Raw genomic sequence first — 25510 nt, 5'->3', positions numbered from 1 at the left:
GGGTTACGACTGCTTCGCAGCCGAGCGGGGATAAATCCCCTCGCCACAAAAGCAGGTCGGTATTTCGCAGCGCTACACCGAACCATCAAATGAAGGTTTCCACCGATACACCGAAGCGCTCGGCCAGCCAGCGGATCTGCCTCAAATTGAGCTGACGCTTACCGCTCAATACCTCCGATACCACCGACTGGGTACCAACGCCCGGCAAGTCGCTCTGGCTCATGCCATGTTCACGCATCAGGTAACGCAGCGCCTCGACACCGCTCGCCTTGGGTATTGGCCGGTGCTGCTGGTCCCATGCCTCGATCCATTCGCCGATAATATCCACCAGGCTCATGAGAGGATGGGTTTCGTCTTCGCCCACCAACACCAACAGCTCATCAAGAGCACTCGCCAATCGGTCATAATCCTCTTCGCTCCTGGGCTTACGCAGCAGGGGCGACACAAACTCCCAATGGGCAGCGACTTGTTCAATCAGTGCACTCATCCCTTTTCCTCCTTCCACTTGCCTCTGTCGTATTCCCGATGGTCAAGCACGCATTTGATATACAGACGCTGTGCTCGGTATCGAATCACCGCAATCAGCCGCAACTTGTTTCCACCGATGTCAAACACATGCAGCGGACCGACCTTATCGGTTGCCGGAAATATGGATTTCATCGCCGCGAAATCAGCCGGGCTATTGCGCTTGATCAGCCGATACCATTGATCCAACGCATTCGCTGAATGTGGCCATTTCTCCTTGGCCTCCCAAATGCGTTTCTCAGTGATCACATGCATGCAACGTCCTTATCGCATTTTGCTATGGGGAAGTTAAACACAAATCTGGCGCATCGCAAATTGCGATAGCGCCAGTTAGACAAATGGTTAGCTCTTGCTGGTTTCCAGCCTAGTCGCCAAAAGATTTAGGTCTCGGTAAGAAATGTGAGCAGATATGAGTCCTGCTCACCCAACCTTATCGTTCCCCTGCTCAGGCGTCTCGATCCCCGGCTCCGCCTCTTCACCCCCCTTCTCCTTGGGTTTGGCCGCTGGTTTTTCCTCGGGATAACCGGGCATGCCGCGGGCGTCTTCGGGGGTCAGCTCGTCCCGGTCGTGGCGGCGGTCGGTGGCGTAGGGCGGGGCGGCGTTGGGGTCTTCGTCGCGGCCGGCGGTGCCGAGGACGAAGCCGTCGTCATTGGGGTTGTCCACGGCCTGTGGGGTGTCTGGGTCTTGAGGATTGCTCATGGGACCTCCGGGTTGCGAACAGGTACGTTGTGGTTTTTTGAGGGCCTGGCGTGCATTGAGTGCAACGCACCTGATGAATGGCAGCCTGGCTAGCCGCCCTTCACCGCAGACAAAAAACCAACGGGCCCGGCCCTATGCCATATCGCTATGACTGAATTCCTCGGCCAGGAAATCGATCAGCGTACGTACCGACGGCAGCAACCCGCGTCGTGAGGCAAAGATTGCGTGGACGATCCCGCACTTGGGCGTCCAGCCCGGCACCAGTTCCAGCAGCCGGCCAGCCGCGATGTCTTCACGCACCACCACAGTGGGCAGGTGAGCGATGCCGATGCCGGCCAACACGGCGTGACGCAGGGCCAGCAGGTCGTCGGTGACCATGCGCGGTTCATGACGGATCAATGCGCGACTGCCGTCCGGGCCGAACAATTCCCACTGATATTCGCGCTGCGCCCCGCCCCAATGCACGCTCGGCAGGCCGTTGAGGTCCGCCGGCGAAGCGGGTGAAGACAAGCGCTCAAGGTAAGCCGGGCTACCCACCAGGCATTGGGTGCTGTTGCTCAGCACTTTCATGACCATGTCGGTGTTTTCCAGCGGCGGAAAGCGCACCCGCAAGGCGATATCGAACCCTTCATGGATCAGGTCCACCCGGCGGTTGGTGCTCTCGATGAACAACTCCACCCGTGGGTACTTGAGCATGTAGCGGGTCAGCATCGGCCCGACCCAACTGTTGAGCAGCGCCGTCGGGCAACTGATGCGCACCAGCCCCTGGGGCTCGGAGCGGTTGCGTTCGATCACTTCCGCCGCGCTCTCGGCTTCGACCCGCATCGCCAGGCAACGCTGGTAATAGGCCTGGCCGATCTCCGTCAACGTGCAGTGGCGGCTGGTGCGATGGAGCAAGCGCACCCCGAGCCGATCTTCCAACTGGGCGATACGCCGACTGAGTTTGGACTTTGGCATGTCCAGCGCCCGGCCAGCAGCGGCGAACCCACGGTGCTCCACGACCTGGGTGAAGTAGTAAAGCGTGTTGAGGTCTTCGATGATCGTTCTCCAAATAGAACGCTAAGGCTAATTTTCGCAGTCTAGCGCATCAAAGGTGCCAGTTTTAATCTACACCCATCGAAACGCAACACGGATTGAAGCCGGGGCGCTTCGACCGGATGAGTCACCGATCAATCGCTGCACCGACATTGAAAACCTTAACCACGCCGACACCTTCGGCAACCAAAACTTGATGAGGACTACGCCATGACCACTTCCTACAACCGCCTCGACAAAGATAACGCCGCCGTTCTGCTGGTCGATCACCAAGCCGGCCTGCTGTCTCTGGTACGCGATATCGACCCGGACCGCTTCAAGAACAACGTGCTGGCCCTGGCCGACCTGGCGAAGTACTTCCAACTGCCGACCATCCTCACCACCAGCTTCGAAACCGGCCCCAACGGCCCGTTGATGCCCGAGCTCAAGACCCTGTTCCCGGACGCGCCGTACATCGCCCGTCCTGGCCAGATCAACGCCTGGGACAACGAAGATTTCGTCAAGGCGATCAAGGCCACCGGCAAGAAGCAACTGATCATCGCCGGTGTGGTCACCGAAGTCTGCGTAGCCTTCCCGGCACTGTCGGCCCTGGCCGAAGGTTTCGACGTGTTCGTGGTCACCGATGCGTCCGGCACGTTCAACGAGCTGACCCGTCAATCGGCCTGGGACCGCATGTCGTCCTCGGGTGCGCAACTGATGACCTGGTTCGGCCTGGCTTGTGAACTGCACCGCGACTGGCGCAACGACGTGGAAGGGCTGGCGACCTTGTTCTCCAACCACATCCCGGACTACCGCAACCTGATGACCAGCTACAACACGTTGACCAACGCTAAATAACAGCCTCACCGATATACCCTTGTGGGAGCGAGCTTGCTCGCGATAGCGGTCTGACAGTCGATCCAGTATCTGACTGATACACCGCCATCGCGAGCAAGCTCGCTCCCACAGGTTTTTGTGCTGGTTTCTATATAGTGTTCAATCTGTGCCCATGATTTTCTGGAGACTGACCTGATGCTGATCCCCTGCCCCCATTGCAACGGGCTCAATCGCATACCCGCCGAACGCCTGGGCGACCAACCCAAATGCGGGCGCTGCAAAGCCCAGGTGCTATTGAACAAACCGTTCGAACTCAAGCAAGGCGACTACACCAGCCAGATCAAAGGCGACCTGCCATTGCTGGTGGATGTATGGGCCGATTGGTGTGGGCCGTGCAAGTCCTTCGCGCCCGTGTTCGAACAAGCCGCCGCACAGCTGGCGGGCAAATGCCGCTTGGCCAAGCTCGACAGCGAGGCCAATCAGCAGTTATCGGCACAGTTGGGGATCCGCTCGATTCCCAGCCTGATTCTGTTCAAGGATGGCCGGGAAGTGGCGCGCCAGAGTGGGGCGCTGCCGTTGCCGCAGTTGATGGCTTGGTTGCGCAGCCAGGGGATTTGAATCAAAAACCCATGTGGAGCGAGCAAGCTCGCTCCACATGAGTTTTGCACAGGTCAGATTCAGGCGCTTTCCAGCAGGCTATGCAGCTCCATGAACTGCAGGGTCAGCTTGTGTCGCGGGTCGAGGTGAATCAGCGGCAGGCTGGCCTGGTGGGATTCGCGCATGCGCACCGAGCTGCTCAGGTACACCGGCAATACCGGCAGCCCTTCGGCGATCAGTTCGTCGAGAATCTGCTGTGGCAGGCTGGCCCGAGCCTGGAACTGGTTGACCACGATGCCTTCGACTTCCAGGCCTTCGTTATGGTCGTCCTTGAGCTCTTCGATTTCCGCCAGCAGTCCGTACAACGCCTGTCGGGAGAAGCTGTCGCAGTCGAAAGGGATCAGCACCCGATCGGCGGCGATCAATGCTGAAACCGCATAGAAATTCAGTGCTGGCGGGGTATCCAGGTAAATCCGGTCGTAATCTTCCTCCAGCTCTTCGAGCAGTTTGCGCAGCTTGTTGATCTTGTGCTTGGCCTCAAGCTTGGGCTGCAGATCCGTCAGTTCCGCCGTGGCGGTGATGACGTGCAGGTTGTCGAACGGCGTTTCGTAGATATCCACCTTGTTCTTTTTCGAGAACGGCCCGGACGACAGGGTTTGCTTGAAGAAGTCGGCAATACCCATGGGAATGTCATCGCCGGTCAAGCCAGTCAGGTATTGAGTGGAGTTGGCCTGGGCATCCAGGTCTACCAACAGCGTGCGATAGCCCTCGCTGGCGCTGACTGCCGCCAGATTGCAGGCGATGCTGGACTTGCCCACGCCACCTTTCTGATTGAACACCACACGCCGCATGTCAAAACCTCCGTGTATCAAAGATTCCCGAGTGTAGTAGGCAGCGACACCGCTTAGCTACCTTCCGCGTAGAAGGACTACAGCAACAGTGGCTTTTCCCACAATTCAGACGTCAATTCGCCCAGACCGTGACAGAAATAACCGACAGACAGGCTCATGATGATCGCGACAATGGTCCAAGCCTGGCCTTGAGCGGACCAACTCGTACATTTCGCTGGACAAAATGTAACCAGCATTTGCTACAAGCCAATCGCACCGGGATAATGCGCGCCACTTGGGTCGCAAGGCCATGCAGGGTTGGACGCGGGTCAAACCACTGAACCGTGACAATAAAAGCCCGCAGGGGTGGGGTGAAGTTTGTGATCAATTTCAATATCGCCCAATGGCGCGCGTGGGCCCCTGGGCTCGAAAGCGTGGACGATTGGCAGGCATGGAGCCGACAGCCGGTCGTATTGCCGGCCAGCGATGCCGCCCCTGACGTTTCGTTCCTGCCGGCCATGCAGCGCCGGCGCCTCAGCCGCCTGGCGCGGATGGCCTTCAGTGTTGGCTGGCCGTTGGCCGAGGGCCGGCCGGACCTACCGTTGGTCTTTATTTCCCGCCACGGCGAAACCCCGCGCACTTTTGAGATTCTCAAGGACCTGGCAGCCGACCAGCCCTTGTCGCCCACCCAATTCAGCCTGTCGGTGCACAACGCGGTGATTGGCCTGTGGTCGATCATGCGCGGCGAAACCAGCGAAATGACCGCCCTGGCCGCTACCGGCGACGGCTTGGAACACGGCGTGCTGGAGGCCGTCGCGCTGCTGAACGAAGGATCGCCTGCGGTGCTGCTGGTGATCACCGAAGAGCAACCTCCGCAAGTCTATGCACCCTGGGTCGATGACGTTCCGTTTCCCTATGCCATGGGCCTGCTACTGACCCCGGGCGATGACTGGCAACTGGATCTCTGCGCGCAGGCCGGCCAATCGCCTGGCAGCGACTGGCCCCATGCCCTGGATCTGTTGCGTACCCTGCTGAACAATGAAACCACCTGCCAACATGCCTGGAAGAATCGTGTATGGACCTGGCAACGCAACCGGTGACGGGTAAACATCGCGACGCCTATTACTGGCGCCTGATCGCGACCGCCGCAAGCTTCGCCCTGTTCGGGCTGGGCGGGCTGTGCCTGCGTTTGCTGGTGTTCCCGTTGCTGGCCTGGTGGCCCGGCGATGCCCAGGCCCACCGGCAAAGGGCGCGCCGCACGGTCGGGCGGTTGTTCTGGTTCTTTATCCGGTTCATGGCCCGTACCGGCGTGCTCACCTATCAGATCGATGGCGCCGAACGACTCGGGCGCCCTGGGCAGATGATCATTGCCAATCACCCGTCGCTGATCGACGTGGTGTTCCTGATCGGGCTGGTGCGCGACGCCAACTGCGTGGTCAAGCAAAGCCTCTGGGACAACCCCTTTACCCGGGGCCCACTGCATTCGACCCAATACATCAGCAACGACGGCAGCATGGACATGCTCGATGCCGCCAGCGACGCCTTGCAAGAGGGCCAGACGTTGATCGTCTTCCCCGAAGGGACACGCACCCAGCCAGGCCAGGTGCCGGCCTTTCATCGGGGGGCGGCGGCCATCGCCCTGCGGGGTGCGAAAATCCTCACGCCCGTCACGATCAAGGTCTGCCCCACGACCCTGACCAAGGCTGAACCCTGGTATCGCATCCCCCTGCGCCGCGTGCACTTCAGTTTTCACGTCGGAGCCGATATAGACCCACAGGCGTTCGCCGCGCTCGGCCCGCCACCCCAGGCTTCGCGCAGGCTCAACGATTTTTTGCATCACTATTACATCAAGGAGCTCGCCGAAGATGAGCGATCTGCACCGTGACATCAAAAAGCTGATCATCGACGCCCTCGGCCTGGAAGACATCGACATCGACGACATCGGCGACCACCAGACGCTGTTCGGCGAAGGCCTGGGCCTGGACTCGGTGGATGCCCTGGAGTTAGGCCTGGCGATCCAGAAGGAGTACGGCATCAAGATAGACGCCGACGCCAAGGACACCCGTAACCATTTCAGCAATGTGGCAAGCCTTGCGGCCTTCGTCACTGCAAAAAGCGTAGCCTGAGACCAGACCATGCAAACTCGTGACGATATTTTCCACACCCTGCGCGATGCTCTGGTCGAGCTTTTCGAGCTGGACCCTGAGCGTGTGACGCTGGAATCGAACCTGTACCAGGACCTGGAAATCGACAGCATCGATGCGGTCGACCTGATCGACCATATCAAGCGTCAGACCGGCAAGAAAATCGCCGCCGAAGAATTCAAGTCGGTGCGCACCGTCAATGACGTGGTCGAGGCGGTCTATCGACTGGTCCAACCGGCCGCATGACCCGGCTGATTGGCCTTGGCCTGCTGCTGGTGGGCCTGTTGTACCCCTTTGCGGTGTATTTCGGCATGGAGCACTTTGCCCCTTGGCAGTTCGGACTGCTGCTGGGCAGCCTGTGGCTGGCCCGGGCGTTGCTTGGCACAGGCGGGGCCGGCAGCCGCTGGATGGCGGCCACGGCAATCGTGTTTTGCATATTGCTCGCGCTGTTCGACAGCCCGCTCCTGCTGCGCTGGTACCCGGTGCTGATCAGCGCGTTCATGCTCGGGCTGTTCGTGCTGAGCCTGAAATACGGCCCGCCAATGATCGAACGCCTGGCCCGCCTGCGCGAACCGCAGTTGCCGGCCAAGGCGGTGGTGTATACGCGCCAGGTCACGGTGGCCTGGAGTGTGTTTTTCCTGTGTAACGGTTTGCTCGCCGCCGCCCTCACCCTCTGGGCGCCGCTGAGCTGGTGGATGTTGTACACCGGCCTGATTTCCTACGGATTGATGGGGCTGCTGTTTGCCATTGAATGGCTCATACGACAACGGGTAAGAGGCCGCCCATGAATTGGATAACACTTGAGCAGATGCTGCTCAAGACTCAGCCGGAACGCACCGTTGCGGTCGATCCGGCGCTGAATCACTCGCAACTGCGGGACGCGGCGTTGCGCCTGGCGGCCGGCCTGCAAGCTCGCGGGGCGCGGCATGTGGCGGTGCACCTGGAAGATGCCGCCGACCTGGCCGTCGCCCTGCTTGGTGCCTGGCGCGCTGGGGTCCGGGTCCTGCTGCCCGCCGACCTGCAAGCGCAGACACGTCAGCGTTGGGCGGCGGACGTGGATCTGTGGCTGACCGACCAGCCCGGCGATACACATCCCGGCGACCTGCAACAAGCGCCGATGGACGCCGCCGAACTGGACCTCGATCACTGCTGGCTGAGCCTGTGCACCTCGGGCTCCAGCGGCGAGCCCAAGCGCATCGAGAAAACCCTGCGCCAGTTAAGCAACGAGGTCCAGGCCCTGGAACACCTGTGGGGCGCCGACCTGGGCCCGGCCTGCATGATCGGCAGCGTTGCTACCCAGCACATCTACGGGTTGCTGTTCCGGGTGCTGTGGCCGCTGTGCGCCGGGCGCACCTTCGTGCGTCGGCAACTGGCCTTCCCGGAAGACCTGCAACGTGCCAGCCGTGAGCAACTGGCCTTCGCCTGGGTCGCCAGCCCGGCGCTGCTCAAGCGCATGGGCGATAACCTCGATTGGCCAGCCCTGAGCAGCGTGCGCCGGGTGTTCTCCTCTGGCGGCGCCTTGCCCCCCGAGGCAGCGCAAAGCTTGCAGCAGCGCCTGGGGCAATGGCCCACGGAAATTTTCGGCAGCTCGGAAACAGGCGGCATTGCCTGGCGCCAAGGTGGCGGATTGTGGCAGCCCTTTGCCGGCGTCGAGCTGAGTCAGGACAGCGACGGCGCCTTGCTGATCGCGTCGCCCTATCTGCCGGTTGGGCATGTGGAACACACCGCCGACGCGGCGCGGATCGCCGAAGACGGCCGTTTCGAGCTACTCGGGCGACTGGACCGTATCGTCAAGCTCGAAGAGAAGCGCATCTCCCTGCCCATGCTGGAACACGCGTTGGTGACCCACGACTGGGTCAGCGAAGCGCGACTGGGCGTGGTGCAGGAGAATCGCGCCTCCCTTGGCGCGCTGCTGGTGTTGAGCGATGCCGGCCTGGGCGCCTTGCGCAACCAGGGTCGGCGCGCCGTGACCGAGGGCCTGCGCCGGCACCTGAGCGAACATTGCGAAACCCTCGCCCTGCCACGACGCTGGCGCTGGCTGCGGCAGTTGCCGCTCAACGCCCAGGGCAAGCTGCCCCAGGCCGAGGTCGAGGCGCTGCTGATGGCGCCACGCCCCAAGGCCCCCGACGTGTTGGCGCAAGTCGAAACCGATGGTGAGTGGAGCCTGCAACTGGTCGTGCCGCCCGATCTGGCGCACTTCAGCGGCCACTTCCCCACCGCGCCGGTACTGCCGGGCGTAGTGCAGGTCGATTGGGCCTTGAGCCTGGGGCGCCAACTGCTGGACCTGCCGCCTCGGTTCATCGGCATGGAAGTGCTGAAATTCCAGCAACTGGTGCGCCCCGGCGATGACATCCAATTGCACCTGCGCTTCGACCGCGAGCGCGGCAAGCTGTACTTCGCCTACCGCAATGACACGGCGGCCTGCTCCAGTGGGCGGATTGTATTGGGGGAAAACAATGCCTAGGCATCTGCACAGATCACTGTGGCGAGGGAGCTTGCTCCCGCTGGGCTGCGAAGCAGCCCCTGGTGCTACAAGAGCGAGTGCTTCGCACTCGAGCGGGAGCAAGCTCCCTCGCCACAAAGTGCACCTTAGCCACCGAGACATGCCGCATGCATAACCCCTGCGCCGTCATCCCGGTCTACAACCACGAAACCGCCATCTCGGCGGTGGTCCAGGCGTTGCTCGCCAACGGACTGCCCTGCGTGCTGGTGGATGACGCCAGCAGCCCGGCGTGTGCCGCCGTGCTCGACCGACTGGCAGAGGGCGAGCGGGTTCATCTGGTCAGGCTAGCCGTCAACGAGGGCAAGGGCGGCGCGGTGATGACTGGCCTGCGCGAGGCTTCGCGCCTGGGTTTCAGCCACGCCTTGCAGGTGGACGCCGACGGGCAGCACGACCTTGGCGACGTGAAAGCCTTCATCGAACAATCCCGTGCCCACCCGGACGCGGTGATCTGTGGTTATCCGCGCTACGACGCCAGTGTGCCGAAAGGTCGCCTGTACGCGCGCTACCTGACCCACGTGATGGTCTGGATCAACAGCCTGTCCTTGCAAATCCGCGATTCCATGTGCGGCTTTCGGGTCTATCCCCTGACACCGACCCTGGCGCTGATCGACTCGGCCAATATCGGCAAGCGCATGGATTTCGATTCGGACATTCTCGTGCGCCTGGCCTGGCGCAATCAGCCGATGCGCTGGCTGCACACGCGGGTCCATTACCCCCAGGACGGGGTCTCGCACTTTCGCCTGTTCCACGACAACGTGCTGATTTCCAGCATGCACACCCGGTTGTTCTTCGGCATGCTCGTGCGCTTTCCCCTGATTCTCTGGCGACGGTGGCGAGCATGAGCCTTCAGCAAGACAAGCAACATTGGGCCGACCGCCAGGAGCGCGGCAGTTTCTGGCTGATGAAACTCACCGCAGTCGCTGCCAAAGTACTAGGCCGGCGCTTGCTGACTCCGGTGCTGTACGGCATCGTCCTGTACTTCTTCATTTTCGGCCGCAGCGCGCGCCAGGCGGCCTGGCAATATCAGCAGCGCCTGGCCGACTGGAGCGCACGTCCCGAGCTGCACCCGAGCCACTGGCGGGTGTTCGGCCAGTTCATGGCGTTTGCCGACTCCCTGCTGGACAAGCTCGACGTCTGGAACGGCAAGCTGAGCATCGACCAGATCGAAATCGTCGATAAGGCACTGCTGCGCAATCACTTGCGAGACACCCGCGGGCAAATGCTGGTGGGCGCTCACCTGGGCAACCTGGAAATGTGCCGGGCCCTGGCCGAGCTGGGCGAGAAAGTCACCATGAACGTGCTGGTGCACACCAAGCACGCCGAGCAGTTCAACCGCTTGCTGGGCGAAGCCGGTGCCACGCACCTGCGACTGATCCAGGTCAGCGAGCTGGACCCGGTGATCATGTTGCAGTTGAGCGAACGCCTGGAGCGCGGCGAGTGGCTGGCAATTGCCGGCGACCGCGTACCGCTGCACGGCGGGCGCAGCGTGACCGTGGACTTCATGGGTCAGCCGGCCGCTTTTCCCCAAGGCCCCTGGCTGCTGGCCGGCCTGCTGAAATGCCCGGTCAACCTGCTGATGTGCCTCAAGCACGAGGGGCGCTATCGCGTCACCCTCGAACCCTTCGCCGATGCCGTGGTGTGGAAACGCAACGACCGCGAGCAAGTGATTGCCCACTGGGCTGGCCGCTACGCCGAGCGCCTGGCGCAATACTGCCTCCAGGCCCCCCAACAGTGGTTCAACTTTTACCCTTTCTGGAAGACCGATGACGATGCCCACTCTTGAGCCGGTAACCTTCGGCGAACGCCCTTTGCGCATCGAAGATGTGCTGGCCCTGGCCAACCGTCAGGCACCGACGCAGTTGCAGGATGACCCGGCGTTCCGCCAGCGCATCGCCAAGGGTGCGCAATTCCTCGATTCCTTGCTGGACAAGGAAGGCGTTATCTACGGCGTGACCACCGGTTACGGCGACTCCTGCGTGGTGGCCGTGCCGTTGCACCACGTCGAGGCCCTGCCGCGTCACCTGTATACGTTCCACGGCTGCGGCCTGGGCAAGCTGCTCGACGCCCAGGCCACCCGTGCGGTGCTCGCGGCGCGTCTGCAGTCGCTGTGCCACGGCGTGTCCGGGGTGCGGGTGGAACTGCTGGAACGCCTGCAGGCCTTTCTTGAACACGACATCCTGCCGTTGATTCCGGAAGAAGGCTCGGTGGGCGCCAGCGGCGACCTGACGCCGCTGTCCTACGTCGCCGCCACGCTGTCCGGCGAACGGGAAGTGATGTTCCGTGGCGAACGGCGATTGGCCGCCGATGTGCACCGCGAATTGGGCTGGACCCCGCTGGTGCTGCGGCCCAAGGAAGCCCTGGCGCTGATGAACGGCACCGCCGTGATGACCGGCCTGGCCTGCCTGGCCTTCGCCCGGGCCGATTACCTGTTGCAACTGGCAACCCGCATCACTGCGTTGAACGTCGTCGCCCTGCAGGGCAACCCGGAACATTTCGACGAGCGCCTGTTCGCCGCCAAGCCGCACCCGGGACAGATGCAAGTCGCCGCGTGGCTGCGCAAGGACCTGGCCATCGACGCGCCGACCGCGCCGTTGCACCGCCTCCAGGATCGCTACTCCCTGCGCTGCGCGCCCCACGTGCTTGGGGTATTGGCCGACAGCCTGGGCTGGCTGCGCGCGTTCATCGAAACCGAACTCAACAGTGCCAACGACAACCCGATCATCGACGCCGAAGCCGAGCGCGTACTGCACGGCGGGCATTTCTACGGCGGGCATATCGCCTTCGCCATGGACAGCCTGAAGAACCTGGTGGCCAACGTCGCCGACTTGCTGGATCGCCAGCTCGCGCTGCTAGTGGACGAGCGTTACAACCATGGCCTGCCGAGCAACCTGTCCGGCGCCAGCGCCGACCGAGCGATGCTCAACCATGGCTTCAAGGCCGTGCAGATCGGCACCAGCGCCTGGACCGCCGAAGCCCTGAAAAACACCATGCCGGCCAGCGTGTTCTCGCGCTCCACCGAGTGCCACAACCAGGACAAGGTGAGCATGGGCACCATCGCCGCCCGGGACGCCATCCGCGTACTGGAGCTGACCGAACAAGTCGCCGCCGCGACCTTGCTGGCCGCCAACCAGGGCGTATGGCTGCGCAGCCGCGCCGAAGACGCCCGCCCACTGCCGCCGGCCCTGGCCGCCATGCACGAGCAACTGGCCGAGGATTTCGCCCCGGTCATCGAAGACCGCGCCCTGGAAGGCGAACTGCGCCTGTGCTTGCAACGCATCGCCGAGCAACACTGGAGGCTGCATGCGTAGCCAAGGTGTTTTGCACGTCGACACACACATCGTGGTGCCGTTCTTCGATGTCGATTCGATGAACGTGGTCTGGCACGGCCACTACATCAAATATCTGGAAGTGGCCCGCTGCGCCTTGCTCGACCTGATCGGCCACAACTACAACGACATGCTCGAATCCGGCCACGCATGGCCGATCATCGACCTGCAACTGCGCTACGTGCGCAGCGCCGTGTTCGGCCAGGCCCTGACCGTGCGTGCCAGTCTGGTGGAGTGGGAAAACCGGCTGAAGATCAATTACCTGATCAGCGACGCAACCACCGGCGAGCGCTTGACCCGTGCCAGCTCGGTGCAAGTGGCCGTGGACCTCGCCAGTCGCGAAATGCTGCTGGCCTCGCCCCGGGTCTTTGTCGAAGCCGTGGAAAGGAAACTGCCATGAAGCGCCTGTCAGTCTGGCTGTTGCTGTGCTGCCTGGCACCCCTGGCCCAGGCGTTCGACTTGCAACAGTTGAGCGACCAACTGGCCCGCCCGGAAGTGATCCACGGGCAGTTTATCCAGGAAAAACACCTGCGCGCCCTGCCCCAGCCCCTCACCAGCAAGGGACGCTTCGTGCTGGCGAAAAACCATGGACTGCTGTGGCTGCTGCAAACCCCGCTGCAACAGGACTACCGCATCACCGCCCAGGGCATCGCCCGGCGAGATGGCAACGCCTGGCAGATGCTGCCGAACAAGAGCGCCGGCGCCGAGCAGAACCGCTTGTTCCTGGCGGTATTGCAGGGAGACAGCACAGGCCTGCAACGGGATTTCGAACTGAGCCTGTCGGGCGAGCCGCAACAATGGAAGCTCACCCTGACCCCGCGCTCGGTGCTGCTCAAGCAGGTTTTCAACCAGATCAACATCGACGGCGGCGAACTGGTGCAGCGCATCGAACTGCTGGAAACCCAAGGCGACAGTACCGTGCTGCGCATGCAGGACAGCAACAGCGCACAACCCTTGAGCGAAGCGGAGCAACATGATTTTGCCGAGTGAACGGATGCTGCCCCGGCTGTTCCTGATCCTGCTGCTGGCGGTGCTGGCGCTCGCCGGTTGGCAATGGCGCAACGGCGCGCCGTTGTCGGCCAATCTCATGGAGCTGGTGCCGGGCACGTCGCCCGATGCCCTGGAACTGATCGCCGAACAACGCATGCAGGAGCCACTCAATCGCGAGATGCTGGTACTGGTCGGCCACACCGATCGCCAGCAGGCCATCGCCCTGGCGCAAACCCTCGGCGAGCAATGGCAGGCCAGCGGTCTGTTCGACAAGGTGCAGTGGACGTTGCAGGCCGACTTGCCGGCGCTGCGCACGCAATTGCTCAACGGGCGGCTGGCGATGCTCTCGGCGGCGGACCGGCAGCAATTGATCGAGCAGCCCCAGGCGTTCATCCAACAACGGGTGCAGGCCCTGTTCGACCCGTTCAGCGGCTTCAGCCTGGTGCCGAACCAGGACGACTGGCTGGGCCTGACCGGGCGCATCCAGAACAGCCAGCCACAACGCGGCGCGATCAAATTCGACATCGGCAGCGGTGCGTTGGTCGCCGATGCCGACGGTAAAAGCTGGGTGATGCTACGGGCCCGCGCCCAGGGCAACGCCTTCGACATGAACCTGCCGCTGCAAGTGGCCGAGCTGCTGCAACGCAGCCGCGACCAGGCGAGCCAGGCCCAAGGTCAACTGCTGGCGGCGAGCGGCCTGCTGTACGCCGCCAGCGGCCAGCAACAGGCGTCGCGGGAAATCACCTGGGTCGGCGGTGGCGCGACCGTCGGCATCTTGCTGTTGCTGTTGCTGGCCTTCCGGCGCCTGCGAGTGTGGCTGGCGTTCGTGCCGGTGCTGGTGGGCGTGCTGTTCGGCGCGGTGGCCTGCGTGGCCTTGTTTGGCCGCATGCATGTCATGACCCTGGTCCTGGGTTCCAGCCTGATTGGCGTGGCCGTGGATTACCCGCTGCACTACCTGTCCAAGAGCTGGAGCCTGAAGCCATGGCGCAGCTGGCCGGCCTTGCGTCTGACCCTGCCGGGGCTGAGCCTGAGCCTTGTGACTACCTGTATTGGCTACCTGGCCCTGGCCTGGACGCCCTTTCCGGCCCTGACCCAGATCGCGATATTTTCCGCCGCTGGCCTCGTCGGCGCTTACCTGAGCGCCGTCTGCCTGCTACCGGCGCTGCTCAAGGGCGCAGAGTTGCGTCCCGCCCAATGGCCGCTCCAAGTCTGCCAATACCTGCTCAAGGCCCGCGAAGCCCTGCTGAAACGGGTACGCACGCCGGCCCTGCTGATGTTGTTGCTGATGTTCTGCGCGGGTGGGCTCTGGCACCTGACCCCGAAAAACGACATCCGCCAGTGGATCGGCACGCCCCAGCACCTGACCGACGAAGCCCGCGACATCGCGCGCATCACCGGTTTCCAGCCCACCAGCCAGTTCTTCCTGATCCGCGCCGACGATCAATCCCAACTGCTGGAGCGCCAGACCGCCCTCAACGAGCGGCTGGATCAGTTGATCGGCCTGGAAAAGCTCCAGGGCTACCTGTCGCTGAACCAACTGGTCAGCCCACCCGCCGAACAACAGAAAGTGCGTGAGGCCCTGGGGCGCTTGCCAGCCGTCTGGCAACCGCTACTGGACCTGGGCGTCCCGGTCGCTGCGCTGCAAGCGGAACTGGCGCAATTACAGGCCCTGCCGGTGACCGACATTGACGCCGCACTGGCAGGTCCGCTGGCCGAGCCGTATCGCACACTCTGGCTCGGACCAACAGCGCAAGGCGTCGCGGCGGTGGTCAGCTTGCAAGGTTTGAACGATGCGGCGCTGCTGCGGATACAGGCGGTGGATCTGCCAGGCGTACAACTGGTGGATCGCCTGGGCGACCTGAACCGGGTCTTCGCCGCCACGCAGGTCAGCGCCGCCGAGTTGAAACTGGCCTCTTGCGTGCTGATTGTGCTGGTGCTGATCTGGCCGTTTGGCGTCGGCGGCGCCTTGCGCATCGTGGCACTGCCGCTGCTGGCTGCGCTGTGCAGCCTGGCGAGCCTCGGCTGGCTGGGGCAGCCACTGACCTTGTTCAGCCTGTTCGGCCTGTTGCTGGTGACGGCCATCGGCGTCGACTACGCGATCCTGATGCGCGAACAGATCGGCGGTGCCGCCGTGAGCCTGCTGGGCACGTTCCTGGCGGCGGTCACCACCTGGCTGTCGTTCGGCCTGCTGGCGCTGTCCAGCACACCGGCGGTGAGTAACTTCGGCCTGGCGGTGAGCCTGGGGCTGGCCTTCAGCTTCATGTTGGCGCCCTGGGCCGGACAACAAGCCCACGCGGCGACGGTCGCGGAGCCCGCCCAATGATGACCCTGCTGTTCTGGCTCATGGCCCTGGGGCTGTTCGCAGTTGCCACACGCCTGGGCGCTCGCTTCGGGTTGATCCCGATTGTCAGCCAGTTGTTGCTGGCGACCTTCGGCCTGCCGCTGCTGATGTATTTCTGGATCGAGCCGGGCTGGCAGCTCAGCGGCGCGCAACTGGTGTCGCCGGTGTGGCTGAAGAACCTCTACAGCCTCGCGTTCGCGCTGTTGCTGGGGCATATCCTCAGCGACGTGATCGACCTGCGCCTGGACCGCCAGAGCGTGAAAATCGCCCTGCCAAGCTTCGTCGTTCCGTTCGCCTGCGGTCTGGCGACAGCGTTCTGGTTGCTGCCGCCCCAGCCCTGGATCAGCGCCCTGGCGGTGGGACTACTGTTTGCGATCACAGCGATTCCTGTGCTGTATCTGTATCTGCGTCACATCGATTACCCACCCGCCGCCACTCGGCGACTGGTGCAAACGGCGATCCTGATCGACCTGGCCTGCTGGAGCCTGTTCGGCCTGGCCCAGGGCAGTCTCCACCTGGGCAGCCTGCTGTTGCCGATGGCCGGCGCCTGCGTGCCGCTGCTGTTGCGCCTGGTTGGCCTGCGCCAGCCGTTGCTGTACAGCGGCGTGTTTTTTGCCCTGCTGGTGGTGGCCGAACACTACCGGCTCAATGCACTGATCGTCGGCATCGGCTATCTGCTGTGCATGGCCGCGCTCAAAGTGCCCTTGAGGCTGCCGTTCAATATCGCCTGGATGCAGGGTTTGCAGACATACCTGGCGATCCCGCTGATTCTCACGTTCGGCATTGTGCAGATCGACGTCCACAGCGCCATGAGCAGCCTCGACTGGGTGCAATTGACGGCGTTGCTGCTGTTGCCCATTGCCAGCAAACTACTGGGCAACTGGCTGGGCCTGGGTTGGGCCGCCGCGTCATTCGCCGGCGCCAGTCGCTGGCGCGAAAGTATCCTGCTGAACATTCGCGGCTTGAGTGAAATCGTGTTCCTCAATCTGCTCTTGCAACAACAGCTCATCAGCCCCGCGTTGTATTTCACGCTGATGCTGATGGGGCTGATCGCCACATTGCTGCCGGCCGTGACCGGTTTGCACCGTATTCCCTCGATTGCCGTCCCGGCCAGGAGCTCCAGTGCCAACAGTTGAAATGGAACGTCGACAGGTCGTCATCATTGGCGCAGGCCCTTCCGGCGCCATCGCCGCCGCGCTGCTCAAGCGCAAGGGCCATGAGGTGCTGGTCATCGAGCGCCAGCATTTCCCCCGGTTCTCCATCGGTGAGAGCCTGTTGTCCCATTGCCTGGATTTCGTCGAAGAAGCCGGCATGCTCGACGCGGTGAATGCCGCCGGGTTCCAGCGCAAGAACGGCGCCGCGTTTGCCTGGGGCGAGCGCTACAGCGCCTTCGATTTCGGCGATACCTTCAGCAACGGCAAGCCCACGACCTTCCAGGTGCAACGCGCCGACTTCGACAAGTTGCTGGCCGACCAGGCCGCCCTGCAAGGCGTGGAGATCCGCTACGGCCAAGCGATCACCAGCGCCGACTTCAGCCTCGCCAAACCACAACTGGGCGTGCAGCGCGAAGATGGCAGCGAGTACTGTGTCGAGGCCGACTTCGTGCTCGATGCCAGCGGCTATGGCCGAGTCCTGCCGCGCCTGCTGGACCTCGAAGCCCCGTCGAATTTCCCGCTGCGCCAGGCAGTGTTCACGCACATCGAGGATCGCATCGACGCCCCGGCGTTCGATCGAGAAAAGATTCTGATCACCACCCACCCGAGCAAGCGCGACGTGTGGTTCTGGACCATTCCGTTCAGCGGCGGGCGCTGCTCGGTGGGCGTGGTCGCGGCGGCGGAACATTTCGCCGGCCGCACCGACGATCTCGATGCCTGCCTGCGCGGTTTCATCGACGAAACCCCAAGCCTGGCCGGCGTGTTGAAGAATGCCGTGTGGGACACCCCGGCGCGGACCATCGGCGGCTACTCGGCCAACGTCAAGACCCTGCACGGCCCAGGCTTCGCCCTGCTGGGCAACGCCGCGGAATTCCTCGACCCGGTGTTCTCCTCCGGCGTGACCATTGCCATGCGTTCGGCGAGCATGGCCGCCGACGTGCTCCACCGTCAGTTGCAAGGTGAAAGCGTGGATTGGCAAAGCGAGTTCGCCGAGCCGCTCAAGCGCGGCGTCGACACCTTCCGCTGCTATGTCGAGGGCTGGTACGCCGGCACCTTCCAGGACGTGATTTTCTACACCGAAGGCTCGGACGACATCCGCCGCATGATCAGCTCGATCCTGGCCGGCTACGCTTGGGATCAGCGCAACCCGTTCGTCAGCGAACCCAAGCGGCGCCTGCGCATGCTCTCGGAAATCTGCGCGAGCCCGGCGCCATGAGTCAGCAACCATGAGCTACTTGAGCGACAACTACGTCGAAGAAACCCGCTTCGGTTTCTGGTTCCTGCGCAGCCACACCTGGCAGCACCATGTGTTGCGCGTGGCGATCAACGACCTGCGCAGCCTGTTCAGCACCCCGCTGCCGAGCAACCCGGTGCTGCTGGACGCCGGCTGCGGCCAGGGCAAATCATTCCAGTACCTGCGCCAGGTGTTCGCGCCACACCGCCTGATCGGCGTGGATGCCGACCCCCACAGCCTGGACCTGAGCCGGGAGGAGGCCGCGCGCCAGGGCATGACCGTGGAGCTGATCGGCAGCGACTGCGCGACATTGGCAGTGCCGGATGCCAGCGTCGACCTGCTGTTCTGCCACCAGACCTTCCATCACCTGGTGGAGCAGGAAAAAGCCCTCGCCGAGTTCTACCGCGTACTCAAGCCTGGTGGTTACCTGATGTTCGCCGAATCCACCGAGGCCTACATCGATACCTGGGTGATCCGCTGGCTGTTCCGCCATCCCATGCACGTGCAGAAAAGTGCCGCGCAGTACCTGGAGATGATCCGTGGGCAGGGTTTCCAGTTCGAAGCCCGCAACGTGTCCTATCCGTACCTGTGGTGGAGCCGCGCCAAGGACTTCGGCTTGCTGGAGCGTTTTGGCCTGCGCCGGGCCAAACCGTTCGGCGAGCGAGAGGAAACCCTGGTCAATGTGGTGGCGCGCAAGCCCGTCGAAGGGGCCATCGGATGATTCGAGCCCTGCTTATCGGCTGCCTGTTGCTGCTCAGTGCCTGCGCCAGCCATGCGCCGCTGCCCGAGCGCACGCCAACCCTGGCCTTGCCGATGCAACTGCACATCGAGCGGACCCTGGTCGGCCAACGCCAGGACTGGTTGCTGGTGATCCAGCGCGAAGACACCGGCATCCGTTGGTCGATGATGGACCCGCTGGGCATTCCCGTGGCCCGCCAGCGCCTGGTCGCAGGTCAGTGGCAGGCCGACGGTCTGCTGCCGCCCAATGCCGAGGCCCGGGAGTTGTTCGCCGCGCTGTTGTTCGCCCTGACCCCCGAAGCCGAACTGCCGGACAACTACCCGGCCGCCCGGCAACAGGCGTCGCAACGGACCCTCGATAGTCGCTGGCAGGTGCGCTACACGCAGCCGCTGGATTTTGAAATGAGCCTGCCCCAGGGCCCCCGCTACCGCATCACACCGTTGACCGAGAACGCCCCATGACCGCCTATTTGAATGCCCTCGGGGTGATCTGTGCCCTGGGCCGCGACAAGCCCAGCGTCGCGCGCAACCTGTTTGCCGGCGACTGCTCGGGCGTGCGCATCAAGGACGGCTGGGTCGCCGAACGTGCGTTGCCGGTTGCCGCGGTGCCGGGTGAACTCGCCCCCATTCCCCCAACCCTGTTGGCGCACCGCAGCCGCAACAATCAACTGCTGTTGGAAGCCGGGCTGCAGATTCGCGCCGAGATCGACCAGGCCATCCAGGCCTACGGTCGCGCCCGCATCGGCATCGTGTTGGGCACCAGCACTTCGGGGATCGATGAGGCCAGCCAGGGCATTGCCCATTACCTGCGCGAGCAACACTTCCCCGACGGCTACGACTACCAGCAACAGGAACTCAGCGCGCCGGCCAACTTTCTTTCCGACTGGCTCGGCCTGAGCGGCCCGTCCTACGTGATTTCCACGGCCTGCACCTCCAGCGCCCGCGCCTTGATGAGCGCCCGGCGCCTGCTGGACCTGGGCCTGTGCGATGCCGTGCTGTGCGGTGGCGTGGACAGCCTGTGCAAACTGACCCTCAACGGTTTTTCGGCCCTGGAAGCGGTGTCGAACGAACGCTGCAATCCGTTTTCGGTGAACCGCAGCGGCATCAACATTGGCGAAGCAGCCGTGCTGTTTCTCATGAGCAAGACGCCAGGCGACGGGACACCGATTGCCTTGCTCGGCGACGGCGCCAGTTCCGACGCCCACCATATTTCCGCACCTGAACCCAGTGGTCGCGGCGCCCGCCAGGCCATGGAAAAAGCCCTGCGTTGCGCCGGCCTCGAGGCCAGCCAGATCGACTACCTGAACCTGCATGGCACCGCCACGCAGCACAATGACGCCATGGAAAGCCAGGCGGTGGCCGGGCTGTTTCCGGCGGGCGTGCCCTGCTCGTCCACCAAGCCCATGACCGGCCATACCCTCGGCGCGGCCGGGGCGCTGGAAGCGGCGTTCTGCTGGTTGGCCCTGAGCTCGGAGAATACCGTCCTGGCCCTGCCGCCGCATGTCTGGGACGGCCAGGCCGATCCGGCCCTGCCGGCGCTGAACTGGGTCACCGCCGGCACCCACCTGAGCCCGGCCACCCCGCGCCGCCTGATGAGCAATTCATTTGCATTCGGTGGCAACAACGTCAGCCTGATTATCGGAGACGCCCCATGATTGACTGGCCGCTCGCCGAACTGCTGCCCCATGCCGGCGACATGATCCTCATCGACCGGATCCTGTCGTTCGATGACGAACAGATCCATACCCACGCCACCGTCAAGCCCGGCGGTTTGTTCAGCCGCGACGATGGCACGCTGCCGGCCTGGGTCGGCATCGAGCTGATGGCGCAAAGCGTCGCGGCCTTTGCCGGTTGTCATGCACGCCAACGCGGCGATGCCGTGGAGTTGGGCTTTTTGCTCGGCACCCGCAAGTTCGAATGCAATGTCGAGTGTTTTCCCGTCGGCGTCGAGCTGACCATCCACGGCGTGCGCTCCCTGGAAGACGACAACGGCATGGGCGTGTTCGAATGCCACATCCACGCCCCCGGCATCCATGCCACGGCCCGGCTCAACGTATTCCGTCCGCCCCAGGCCGCCCATTACCTTCATGAACCGTCCGCAACAGGAAACCCGTCATGACTGAATCCGTACTGGTCACCGGCTCCAGCCGTGGCATCGGCCGCGCCATCGCCCTGCGCCTGGCCCAGGCCGGGCACGACATCGTGCTGCACTGCCGTAGCGGCCGCGCCGAGGCCGAGACAGTCCAGGCGCAAATCCAGGCCCTGGGCCGCAACGCCCGGGTGCTGCAATTCGACGTGGCCGACCGTGCCGCGTGCAAGGCCATTCTCGAAGCCGACGTCGAAACCCACGGTGCCTATTACGGCGTGGTGCTCAATGCCGGCCTGACCCGCGATGGCGCTTTCCCGGCCCTAAGCGAAGACGACTGGGATGTGGTGATGCGCACTAACCTCGACGGTTTCTATAACGTGCTGCACCCGGTGATGATGCCGATGATCCGTCGTCGCGCCGCCGGAAGGATCGTCTGCATCACTTCGGTTTCCGGGCTGATCGGCAATCGCGGCCAGGTCAACTACAGTGCTTCGAAGGCCGGTTTGATCGGCGCGGCCAAGGCGTTGGCAATCGAGTTGGGCAAGCGCAAGATCACCGTCAATTGCGTCGCGCCCGGGCTGATCGATACCGCCATGCTCGATGAAAACGTCCCGGTGGAGGAACTGATGAAAATGATCCCCGCCCAGCGCATGGGCACCCCGGAAGAAGTGGCGGGTGCGGTAAATTTCCTGATGTCGGCCGAAGCCGGCTACATCACCCGGCAGGTCCTGGCCGTCAATGGAGGCTTGTGCTGATGAAGCGCGTCGTCGTTACCGGCATGGCCGGCATCACCTCCATCGGCAGCGACTGGGACACCATCGCCGCCAACTTCGCCGCCAACCGCAGCGGCATCCGGCGCATGGATGAGTGGGACCGTTTCACCGAACTGAACACCCGCCTGGCCGGTCCCATCGACGACTTCCAGGTCCCGGCCCACTGGACCCGCAAGCAACTGCGCAGCATGGGCCGGGTTTCGCGCCTGGCGGTCGCGTCGGCGGAACAGGCCCTGGCCGACGCCGGCCTGCTGGGCGACGAGTCGATCAAGGACGGGCGCATGGGCGTGTCTTGCGGTTCGTCCACCGGCAGCACCGACGAGATCAAGGCCTTTGGCAACATGCTGCTCAACAGCGTGGCCGAAGGGCTGAACGCCAACTCCTACGTGCGGATGATGCCCCACACCACGGCGGCCAATATCAGCATCTTCTTCGGCCTGACCGGGCGCCTGATCCCCACCTCCAGCGCCTGCACCAGCGGCAGCCATGGCATCGGCTATGCCTACGAGGCCATCAAGTTCGGGCGCCTGCCATTGATGCTCGCCGGTGGCGCCGAAGAGCTGTGCCCGACCGAAGCGATGGTGTTCGATGCGCTCTACGCCACCAGCCTGAAAAACGAAGCACCACAAACCAGCCCGCGCCCCTACGACAAGGACCGCGATGGCCTGGTGATCGGCGAAGGCGCCGGCATGCTGGTGCTCGAAGAACTGGAACATGCCCTGGCGCGCGGTGCGCGGATCCATGCCGAAATTGTCGGCTTTGGCAGCAACGCCGACGGCCAGCATGCCACGCGCCCAGAACTGGTCACCATGCGCCGGGCCATGGAACTGGCCCTGGAAGACGCAGGCCTCAGTCCCTCAGCCATTGGCTACGTCAACGGCCACGGCACCGCCACCGAACAGGGCGACATTGCCGAAACCCTGGCCACCAGCAGCCTGTTTGGCGAACACATGCCCATCAGCTCACAGAAGAGTTTCCTGGGCCACACCCTGGGTGCCTGCGGGGCGCTGGAGTCTTGGTTCAGCATCGAAATGATGAACCGCGACCTCTACGTGCACACCTTCAACCTCGATGAGGTTGATCCCCAATGCGGCAAGCTCGATTACCTGCGTAACGAGTTCAGGTCGATGAGCAACGAATACGTGATGAACAACAACTTCGCCTTTGGTGGGGTCAACACCTCGCTGATTTTCCGTCGCTGGCACTGAATCGGATTCAAAACCCTGTTGCCCCTCGTCAAGGAGACCACGATGTCGTTGAAGAAAATCGCTGTGACCACCGCCCTCTTGCTCAGCACCCTGCCAAGCCTCAGCCAGGCCCGTGATACCGCGCTGTTCCTGCCGTTCGACAAAGTCGTGGCCGAAGCCATCCGCACCGGCAAGATCGACGGCAGCGTGAAGTTCTACCTGGCCGGCAATAAACCGGCCGGCAACGTCACCGTCGTCAGCCCGGGTGCCGTGACCAACAAGAAAACCAACGCGTTCAACAAGTCCGATGAAGTCGCCTGCGAATGGGTGCTGCAATCGGCCCTGATCAGCCTGCACCAAGCCGCCAAGAACGCCGGCGCCAACGCCGTCACCAACATTGTCAGCTTCTACAAGAGCAACGAACGCAAGGACCCGACCACCTATGAATGCCACGCCGGCGCGATCATGGCGGGCGTTGCGTTGAAGGGAGATTTGGCGAAGGTGCAATAAGCCCGGAACGGCTGTGGCACCGATCCACCGCAATCGCGAGCAAGCTCGCTCCCACAGTGGATCTATGCTGTACGCTCATTGGATGTTCTCCTTCACCTCATCCGAGTGCAAGTAATGAACATCCGCCAGTTTGAGAGCGGGCAAAAAGTCTTCTGCCATCGGCACGCCTTCACGCACGATGATCAGAAAACGTCTCTGAAGCGTATTGATGATCTCGTCGCCATTGCTCAAACGGCTGCCGACCAGGGCAATATTACTGTTGGCTGCCCCCGCGGCGGTTACGATCCGCGCGGTACTGCCATCGGCATACACAACCTGGTCGCCTTTCCGCGCGGCTCGTACTTTCCAGCCATTATCCAAGGTGAACGTCAACGACGATGACACTTGCTGGATCGTTGCGCCATTACGGGTCTGGCTGCCCTCGGTGGCCACTCGGTAAATAGCGATTGGGGGATGAGCTTTGACGAATGCTTTTTGTCGATTAATAAATGTGATGACTTTTTCGTCAACACCATCGAGTTGCTGTTGCGCCAAGTACAGATCGTCCAAATGACGGAGATAGTCACAGGAGACTTCGTTGGTGTAGGGGGCGTACAAAGATGAGTGCATTTCCAAGGCCTTGTTCACGGGCTTCAGGCGGGTTCCCTTTCCGCCGGGAAAGAGCACTGAGCCAGACAATTCGGAATGATGAATAAAACGTTGCAACACAGGCGAATCGCAACCCCAACATCATGGGCATCTGGAGCGAATAGGAAACATCGCAACTGGAAACGCGACTTTTCCTACAGTCAACAGGGGTCCGATGCAAGTTCCGCCCTGCTTTTTTTTCACCTGCAACTGCTCTGCCGGGGCTCAATCGGAACAATTGCCGCTTGTCGGAACTGTCAACTTCGACAGTATCGATAGCATTCGGAAAGCCACAAGCTGTAAATGCTTTAAAAAATACCTTAGAAGTTGACGCTCGATAAACAGTTCGCCGTTACTTATGAGCTGCACGGCGTAGCTCATGGAATTAATTCGGCTCCCAAAATGGACAAGAAAATGATGGATACAATAGCCTGGTCGGGCGCCATCGCCTTATCTTCTCGACACCAGGCCACATCGCCTTCTGTAGAACAAAATATTGTTGTAGGGGGTGCATCGTTCACACGGGCCTACGTGTACGTGAACGGCATCCGCATGCACTATCTTATAAGCGGTGATGGCGCAAACCCTGTGTTGCTGGTGCATGGGTTCCCGGGAAGCTGGCGCAATTGGACGGTATTGATGGGGCCATTGGTGCGTGCCGGTTATACGCCTATCGTTCCTGATTATCGCGGTGCTGGAGAAACCGATATTTCAGAAAGCGGCTATGATAAAAAAAATATGGCGCATGACCTGCACGAGCTGGTCACCCACCTGAATATCAAACAGGTTGATATTGTCGGCCATGACATGGGCTTAATGATTGCCTATGCCTACGGAGCCCTTTATCCCGATGAAATCAAACGTATTATCCTGATGGACGGATTCATTCCTGGCATCCCAGGGTGGGAAACGGCTTATAACGGAGACCCGCAAGCCCGCATTGCCAGCAAGTGGCATTTCCGCTTCTTTGGCAAGACAGCACTCACCATGATCCAAGGTCAGGAAAAAACTTACCTGGACATGTTTTTTGACGACTTTGTATTCCCCGGCAACGACACAATGCCGGACGAGGTGCGTATGGCTTTGGTGAAAGATTATTCCCAGCCCGGACGCATGGAGGCAGCCTTCAAGCTTTATTCAGCCTGGATAGAGCATGATGTGGGTGATAATCAAGCATACGCCAACAATAAACTGACAGTGCCTGTGCTCACTATCGGCGGGGACCATTCGAGAGGAAGTACCCTGGCCGAGCAAGTCAAATGTATCACCACGCAACCGTACTCTTTTATATTGCACAACACCGGACATTGGGTACTGGAAGAAAGAACACAGGCAACCTGCGAGGCGATCCTGGTATTTCTGCGTGATAAAACATGACCGTTAGCATGCCCC

30 protein-coding genes are annotated in these 25510 nt (G+C 62.4%); 24 read left to right on the top strand and 6 right to left on the bottom strand.

The annotated features are described in order from the left end of the window. Positions 1–85: 85 nt before the first annotated feature. The 4 genes from BM300_RS14385 to BM300_RS14370 all read right to left on the bottom strand — a co-directional run bounded on the left by BM300_RS14385 (position 86) and on the right by BM300_RS14370 (position 2262). The gene (locus BM300_RS14385) at positions 86–487 is read right to left on the bottom strand and encodes a helix-turn-helix domain-containing protein (protein ID WP_092345479.1); all 402 of its coding nucleotides are present in this window, start codon (positions 485–487) and stop codon (positions 86–88) included. Then, positions 484–780 (bottom strand): type II toxin-antitoxin system HigB family toxin, encoded by a 297-nt coding sequence (locus BM300_RS14380; protein ID WP_053117759.1) that lies wholly within the window; start codon positions 778–780, stop codon positions 484–486. Before BM300_RS14380 ends, BM300_RS14385 begins: the two co-directional genes overlap by 4 nt. 165 nt (positions 781–945) lie before the next feature. Continuing rightward, complete coding sequence (locus BM300_RS14375) at positions 946–1224, bottom strand: hypothetical protein (RefSeq protein WP_092222361.1); 279 nt, start codon at positions 1222–1224, stop codon at positions 946–948. 132 nt (positions 1225–1356) lie between these two features. Beyond that, positions 1357–2262 (bottom strand): LysR substrate-binding domain-containing protein, encoded by a 906-nt coding sequence (locus BM300_RS14370; protein ID WP_218189611.1) that lies wholly within the window; start codon positions 2260–2262, stop codon positions 1357–1359. 207 nt (positions 2263–2469) lie between these two features. Between BM300_RS14370 and ycaC the strand changes: the two genes are divergently transcribed. Continuing rightward, positions 2470–3096, top strand: a complete 627-nt coding sequence (ycaC, locus tag BM300_RS14365; RefSeq protein ID WP_025211469.1) for an isochorismate family cysteine hydrolase YcaC — start codon at positions 2470–2472, stop codon at positions 3094–3096. A 174-nt stretch (positions 3097–3270) separates the two neighbouring features. Then, positions 3271–3693: a thioredoxin TrxC gene (gene trxC, locus BM300_RS14360; RefSeq protein ID WP_092146730.1), complete on the top strand. Its 423-nt coding sequence runs from the start codon at positions 3271–3273 to the stop codon at positions 3691–3693. A 59-nt stretch (positions 3694–3752) separates the two neighbouring features. Here the strand turns inward: trxC and BM300_RS14355 are convergent, their stop codons facing one another. After that, on the bottom strand, positions 3753–4523 hold the full coding sequence (locus BM300_RS14355) for a ParA family protein (RefSeq protein ID WP_003197050.1): 771 nt from the start codon (positions 4521–4523) through the stop codon (positions 3753–3755). 359 nt (positions 4524–4882) lie between these two features. Between BM300_RS14355 and BM300_RS14350 the strand changes: the two genes are divergently transcribed. The 21 genes from BM300_RS14350 (at position 4883) to BM300_RS14250 (ending at position 23491) form a co-directional block, all read left to right on the top strand. Further along, the gene (locus BM300_RS14350; RefSeq protein ID WP_063325179.1) at positions 4883–5602 is read left to right on the top strand and encodes a beta-ketoacyl synthase chain length factor; all 720 of its coding nucleotides are present in this window, start codon (positions 4883–4885) and stop codon (positions 5600–5602) included. Then, complete coding sequence (locus tag BM300_RS14345; RefSeq protein WP_072339995.1) at positions 5578–6387, top strand: lysophospholipid acyltransferase family protein; 810 nt, start codon at positions 5578–5580, stop codon at positions 6385–6387. The genes BM300_RS14350 and BM300_RS14345 overlap by 25 nt, the downstream gene beginning before the upstream one ends. Further along, positions 6368–6628: a phosphopantetheine-binding protein gene (locus tag BM300_RS14340; protein WP_063323264.1), complete on the top strand. Its 261-nt coding sequence runs from the start codon at positions 6368–6370 to the stop codon at positions 6626–6628. The genes BM300_RS14345 and BM300_RS14340 overlap by 20 nt, the downstream gene beginning before the upstream one ends. Positions 6629–6637: 9 nt before the next feature. Beyond that, positions 6638–6892, top strand: a complete 255-nt coding sequence (locus BM300_RS14335) for an acyl carrier protein (protein WP_003197040.1) — start codon at positions 6638–6640, stop codon at positions 6890–6892. Further along, a complete protein-coding gene (locus BM300_RS14330; RefSeq protein WP_092146734.1) occupies positions 6889–7434 on the top strand; it encodes a COG4648 family protein in 546 nt (181 codons plus the stop codon). Before BM300_RS14335 ends, BM300_RS14330 begins: the two co-directional genes overlap by 4 nt. Further along, positions 7431–9110 (top strand): ApeI family dehydratase, encoded by a 1680-nt coding sequence (locus BM300_RS14325; RefSeq protein WP_092463197.1) that lies wholly within the window; start codon positions 7431–7433, stop codon positions 9108–9110. Before BM300_RS14330 ends, BM300_RS14325 begins: the two co-directional genes overlap by 4 nt. 146 nt (positions 9111–9256) lie before the next feature. Then, entirely contained in the window at positions 9257–9991 is a 735-nt protein-coding gene (locus tag BM300_RS14320) for a glycosyltransferase family 2 protein (protein WP_063323267.1), read from the top strand. Then, entirely contained in the window at positions 9988–10932 is a 945-nt protein-coding gene (locus BM300_RS14315; protein ID WP_092146738.1) for an LpxL/LpxP family acyltransferase, read from the top strand. Before BM300_RS14320 ends, BM300_RS14315 begins: the two co-directional genes overlap by 4 nt. Then, positions 10913–12457 carry an HAL/PAL/TAL family ammonia-lyase gene (gene hutH, locus BM300_RS14310; protein ID WP_063323269.1) on the top strand — a complete coding sequence of 515 codons (1545 nt, stop codon included), beginning with the start codon at positions 10913–10915 and terminating at the stop codon, positions 12455–12457. Before BM300_RS14315 ends, hutH begins: the two co-directional genes overlap by 20 nt. Next, entirely contained in the window at positions 12450–12875 is a 426-nt protein-coding gene (locus tag BM300_RS14305) for an acyl-CoA thioesterase (protein ID WP_063323270.1), read from the top strand. Before hutH ends, BM300_RS14305 begins: the two co-directional genes overlap by 8 nt. Continuing rightward, complete coding sequence (locus BM300_RS14300) at positions 12872–13465, top strand: outer membrane lipoprotein carrier protein LolA (protein WP_063323271.1); 594 nt, start codon at positions 12872–12874, stop codon at positions 13463–13465. The genes BM300_RS14305 and BM300_RS14300 overlap by 4 nt, the downstream gene beginning before the upstream one ends. Next, positions 13449–15788, top strand: coding sequence for an MMPL family transporter (locus BM300_RS14295; protein WP_063323272.1), 2340 nt, complete (start codon positions 13449–13451; stop codon positions 15786–15788). Before BM300_RS14300 ends, BM300_RS14295 begins: the two co-directional genes overlap by 17 nt. Beyond that, complete coding sequence (locus tag BM300_RS14290; RefSeq protein ID WP_092463195.1) at positions 15785–16942, top strand: sodium:proton antiporter; 1158 nt, start codon at positions 15785–15787, stop codon at positions 16940–16942. Before BM300_RS14295 ends, BM300_RS14290 begins: the two co-directional genes overlap by 4 nt. Then, positions 16929–18176, top strand: coding sequence for an NAD(P)/FAD-dependent oxidoreductase (locus BM300_RS14285; RefSeq protein ID WP_092463193.1), 1248 nt, complete (start codon positions 16929–16931; stop codon positions 18174–18176). The genes BM300_RS14290 and BM300_RS14285 overlap by 14 nt, the downstream gene beginning before the upstream one ends. A 10-nt stretch (positions 18177–18186) precedes the next feature. Then, positions 18187–18915, top strand: coding sequence for a class I SAM-dependent methyltransferase (locus BM300_RS14280; protein ID WP_092463191.1), 729 nt, complete (start codon positions 18187–18189; stop codon positions 18913–18915). Further along, the gene (locus BM300_RS14275) at positions 18912–19394 is read left to right on the top strand and encodes a DUF3261 domain-containing protein (protein ID WP_063323276.1); all 483 of its coding nucleotides are present in this window, start codon (positions 18912–18914) and stop codon (positions 19392–19394) included. The genes BM300_RS14280 and BM300_RS14275 overlap by 4 nt, the downstream gene beginning before the upstream one ends. Next, positions 19391–20587 (top strand): beta-ketoacyl-[acyl-carrier-protein] synthase family protein, encoded by a 1197-nt coding sequence (locus BM300_RS14270; RefSeq protein WP_092463189.1) that lies wholly within the window; start codon positions 19391–19393, stop codon positions 20585–20587. The genes BM300_RS14275 and BM300_RS14270 overlap by 4 nt, the downstream gene beginning before the upstream one ends. Next, positions 20584–21051: a hotdog family protein gene (locus BM300_RS14265; protein ID WP_092345465.1), complete on the top strand. Its 468-nt coding sequence runs from the start codon at positions 20584–20586 to the stop codon at positions 21049–21051. Before BM300_RS14270 ends, BM300_RS14265 begins: the two co-directional genes overlap by 4 nt. After that, the gene (gene fabG, locus BM300_RS14260; RefSeq protein ID WP_003197011.1) at positions 21048–21776 is read left to right on the top strand and encodes a 3-oxoacyl-ACP reductase FabG; all 729 of its coding nucleotides are present in this window, start codon (positions 21048–21050) and stop codon (positions 21774–21776) included. The genes BM300_RS14265 and fabG overlap by 4 nt, the downstream gene beginning before the upstream one ends. Continuing rightward, positions 21776–23002, top strand: coding sequence for a beta-ketoacyl-ACP synthase (locus BM300_RS14255; protein ID WP_072339967.1), 1227 nt, complete (start codon positions 21776–21778; stop codon positions 23000–23002). The genes fabG and BM300_RS14255 overlap by 1 nt, the downstream gene beginning before the upstream one ends. 42 nt (positions 23003–23044) lie before the next feature. Beyond that, entirely contained in the window at positions 23045–23491 is a 447-nt protein-coding gene (locus tag BM300_RS14250; RefSeq protein WP_063323280.1) for a hypothetical protein, read from the top strand. A gap of 75 nt (positions 23492–23566) precedes the next feature. On the opposite strand, the gene BM300_RS14245 is transcribed toward BM300_RS14250, so the two are convergent. Further along, a complete protein-coding gene (locus BM300_RS14245; RefSeq protein WP_256571721.1) occupies positions 23567–24199 on the bottom strand; it encodes a PAAR domain-containing protein in 633 nt (210 codons plus the stop codon). A gap of 246 nt (positions 24200–24445) precedes the next feature. Here BM300_RS14245 and BM300_RS14240 point away from each other — a divergent pair, with 246 nt between their 5' ends. Next, positions 24446–25495 carry an alpha/beta fold hydrolase gene (locus BM300_RS14240; protein WP_371914662.1) on the top strand — a complete coding sequence of 350 codons (1050 nt, stop codon included), beginning with the start codon at positions 24446–24448 and terminating at the stop codon, positions 25493–25495. Positions 25496–25510: the final 15 nt, after the last annotated feature.

The organism is Pseudomonas sp. NFACC46-3 (assembly GCF_900114515.1).
GTDB lineage: Bacteria > Pseudomonadota > Gammaproteobacteria > Pseudomonadales > Pseudomonadaceae > Aquipseudomonas > Aquipseudomonas fluorescens_Q.
The sequence above is the reverse complement of the archived record's forward strand: the minus strand, read 5'-3'. Positions and strand labels throughout refer to the sequence as shown.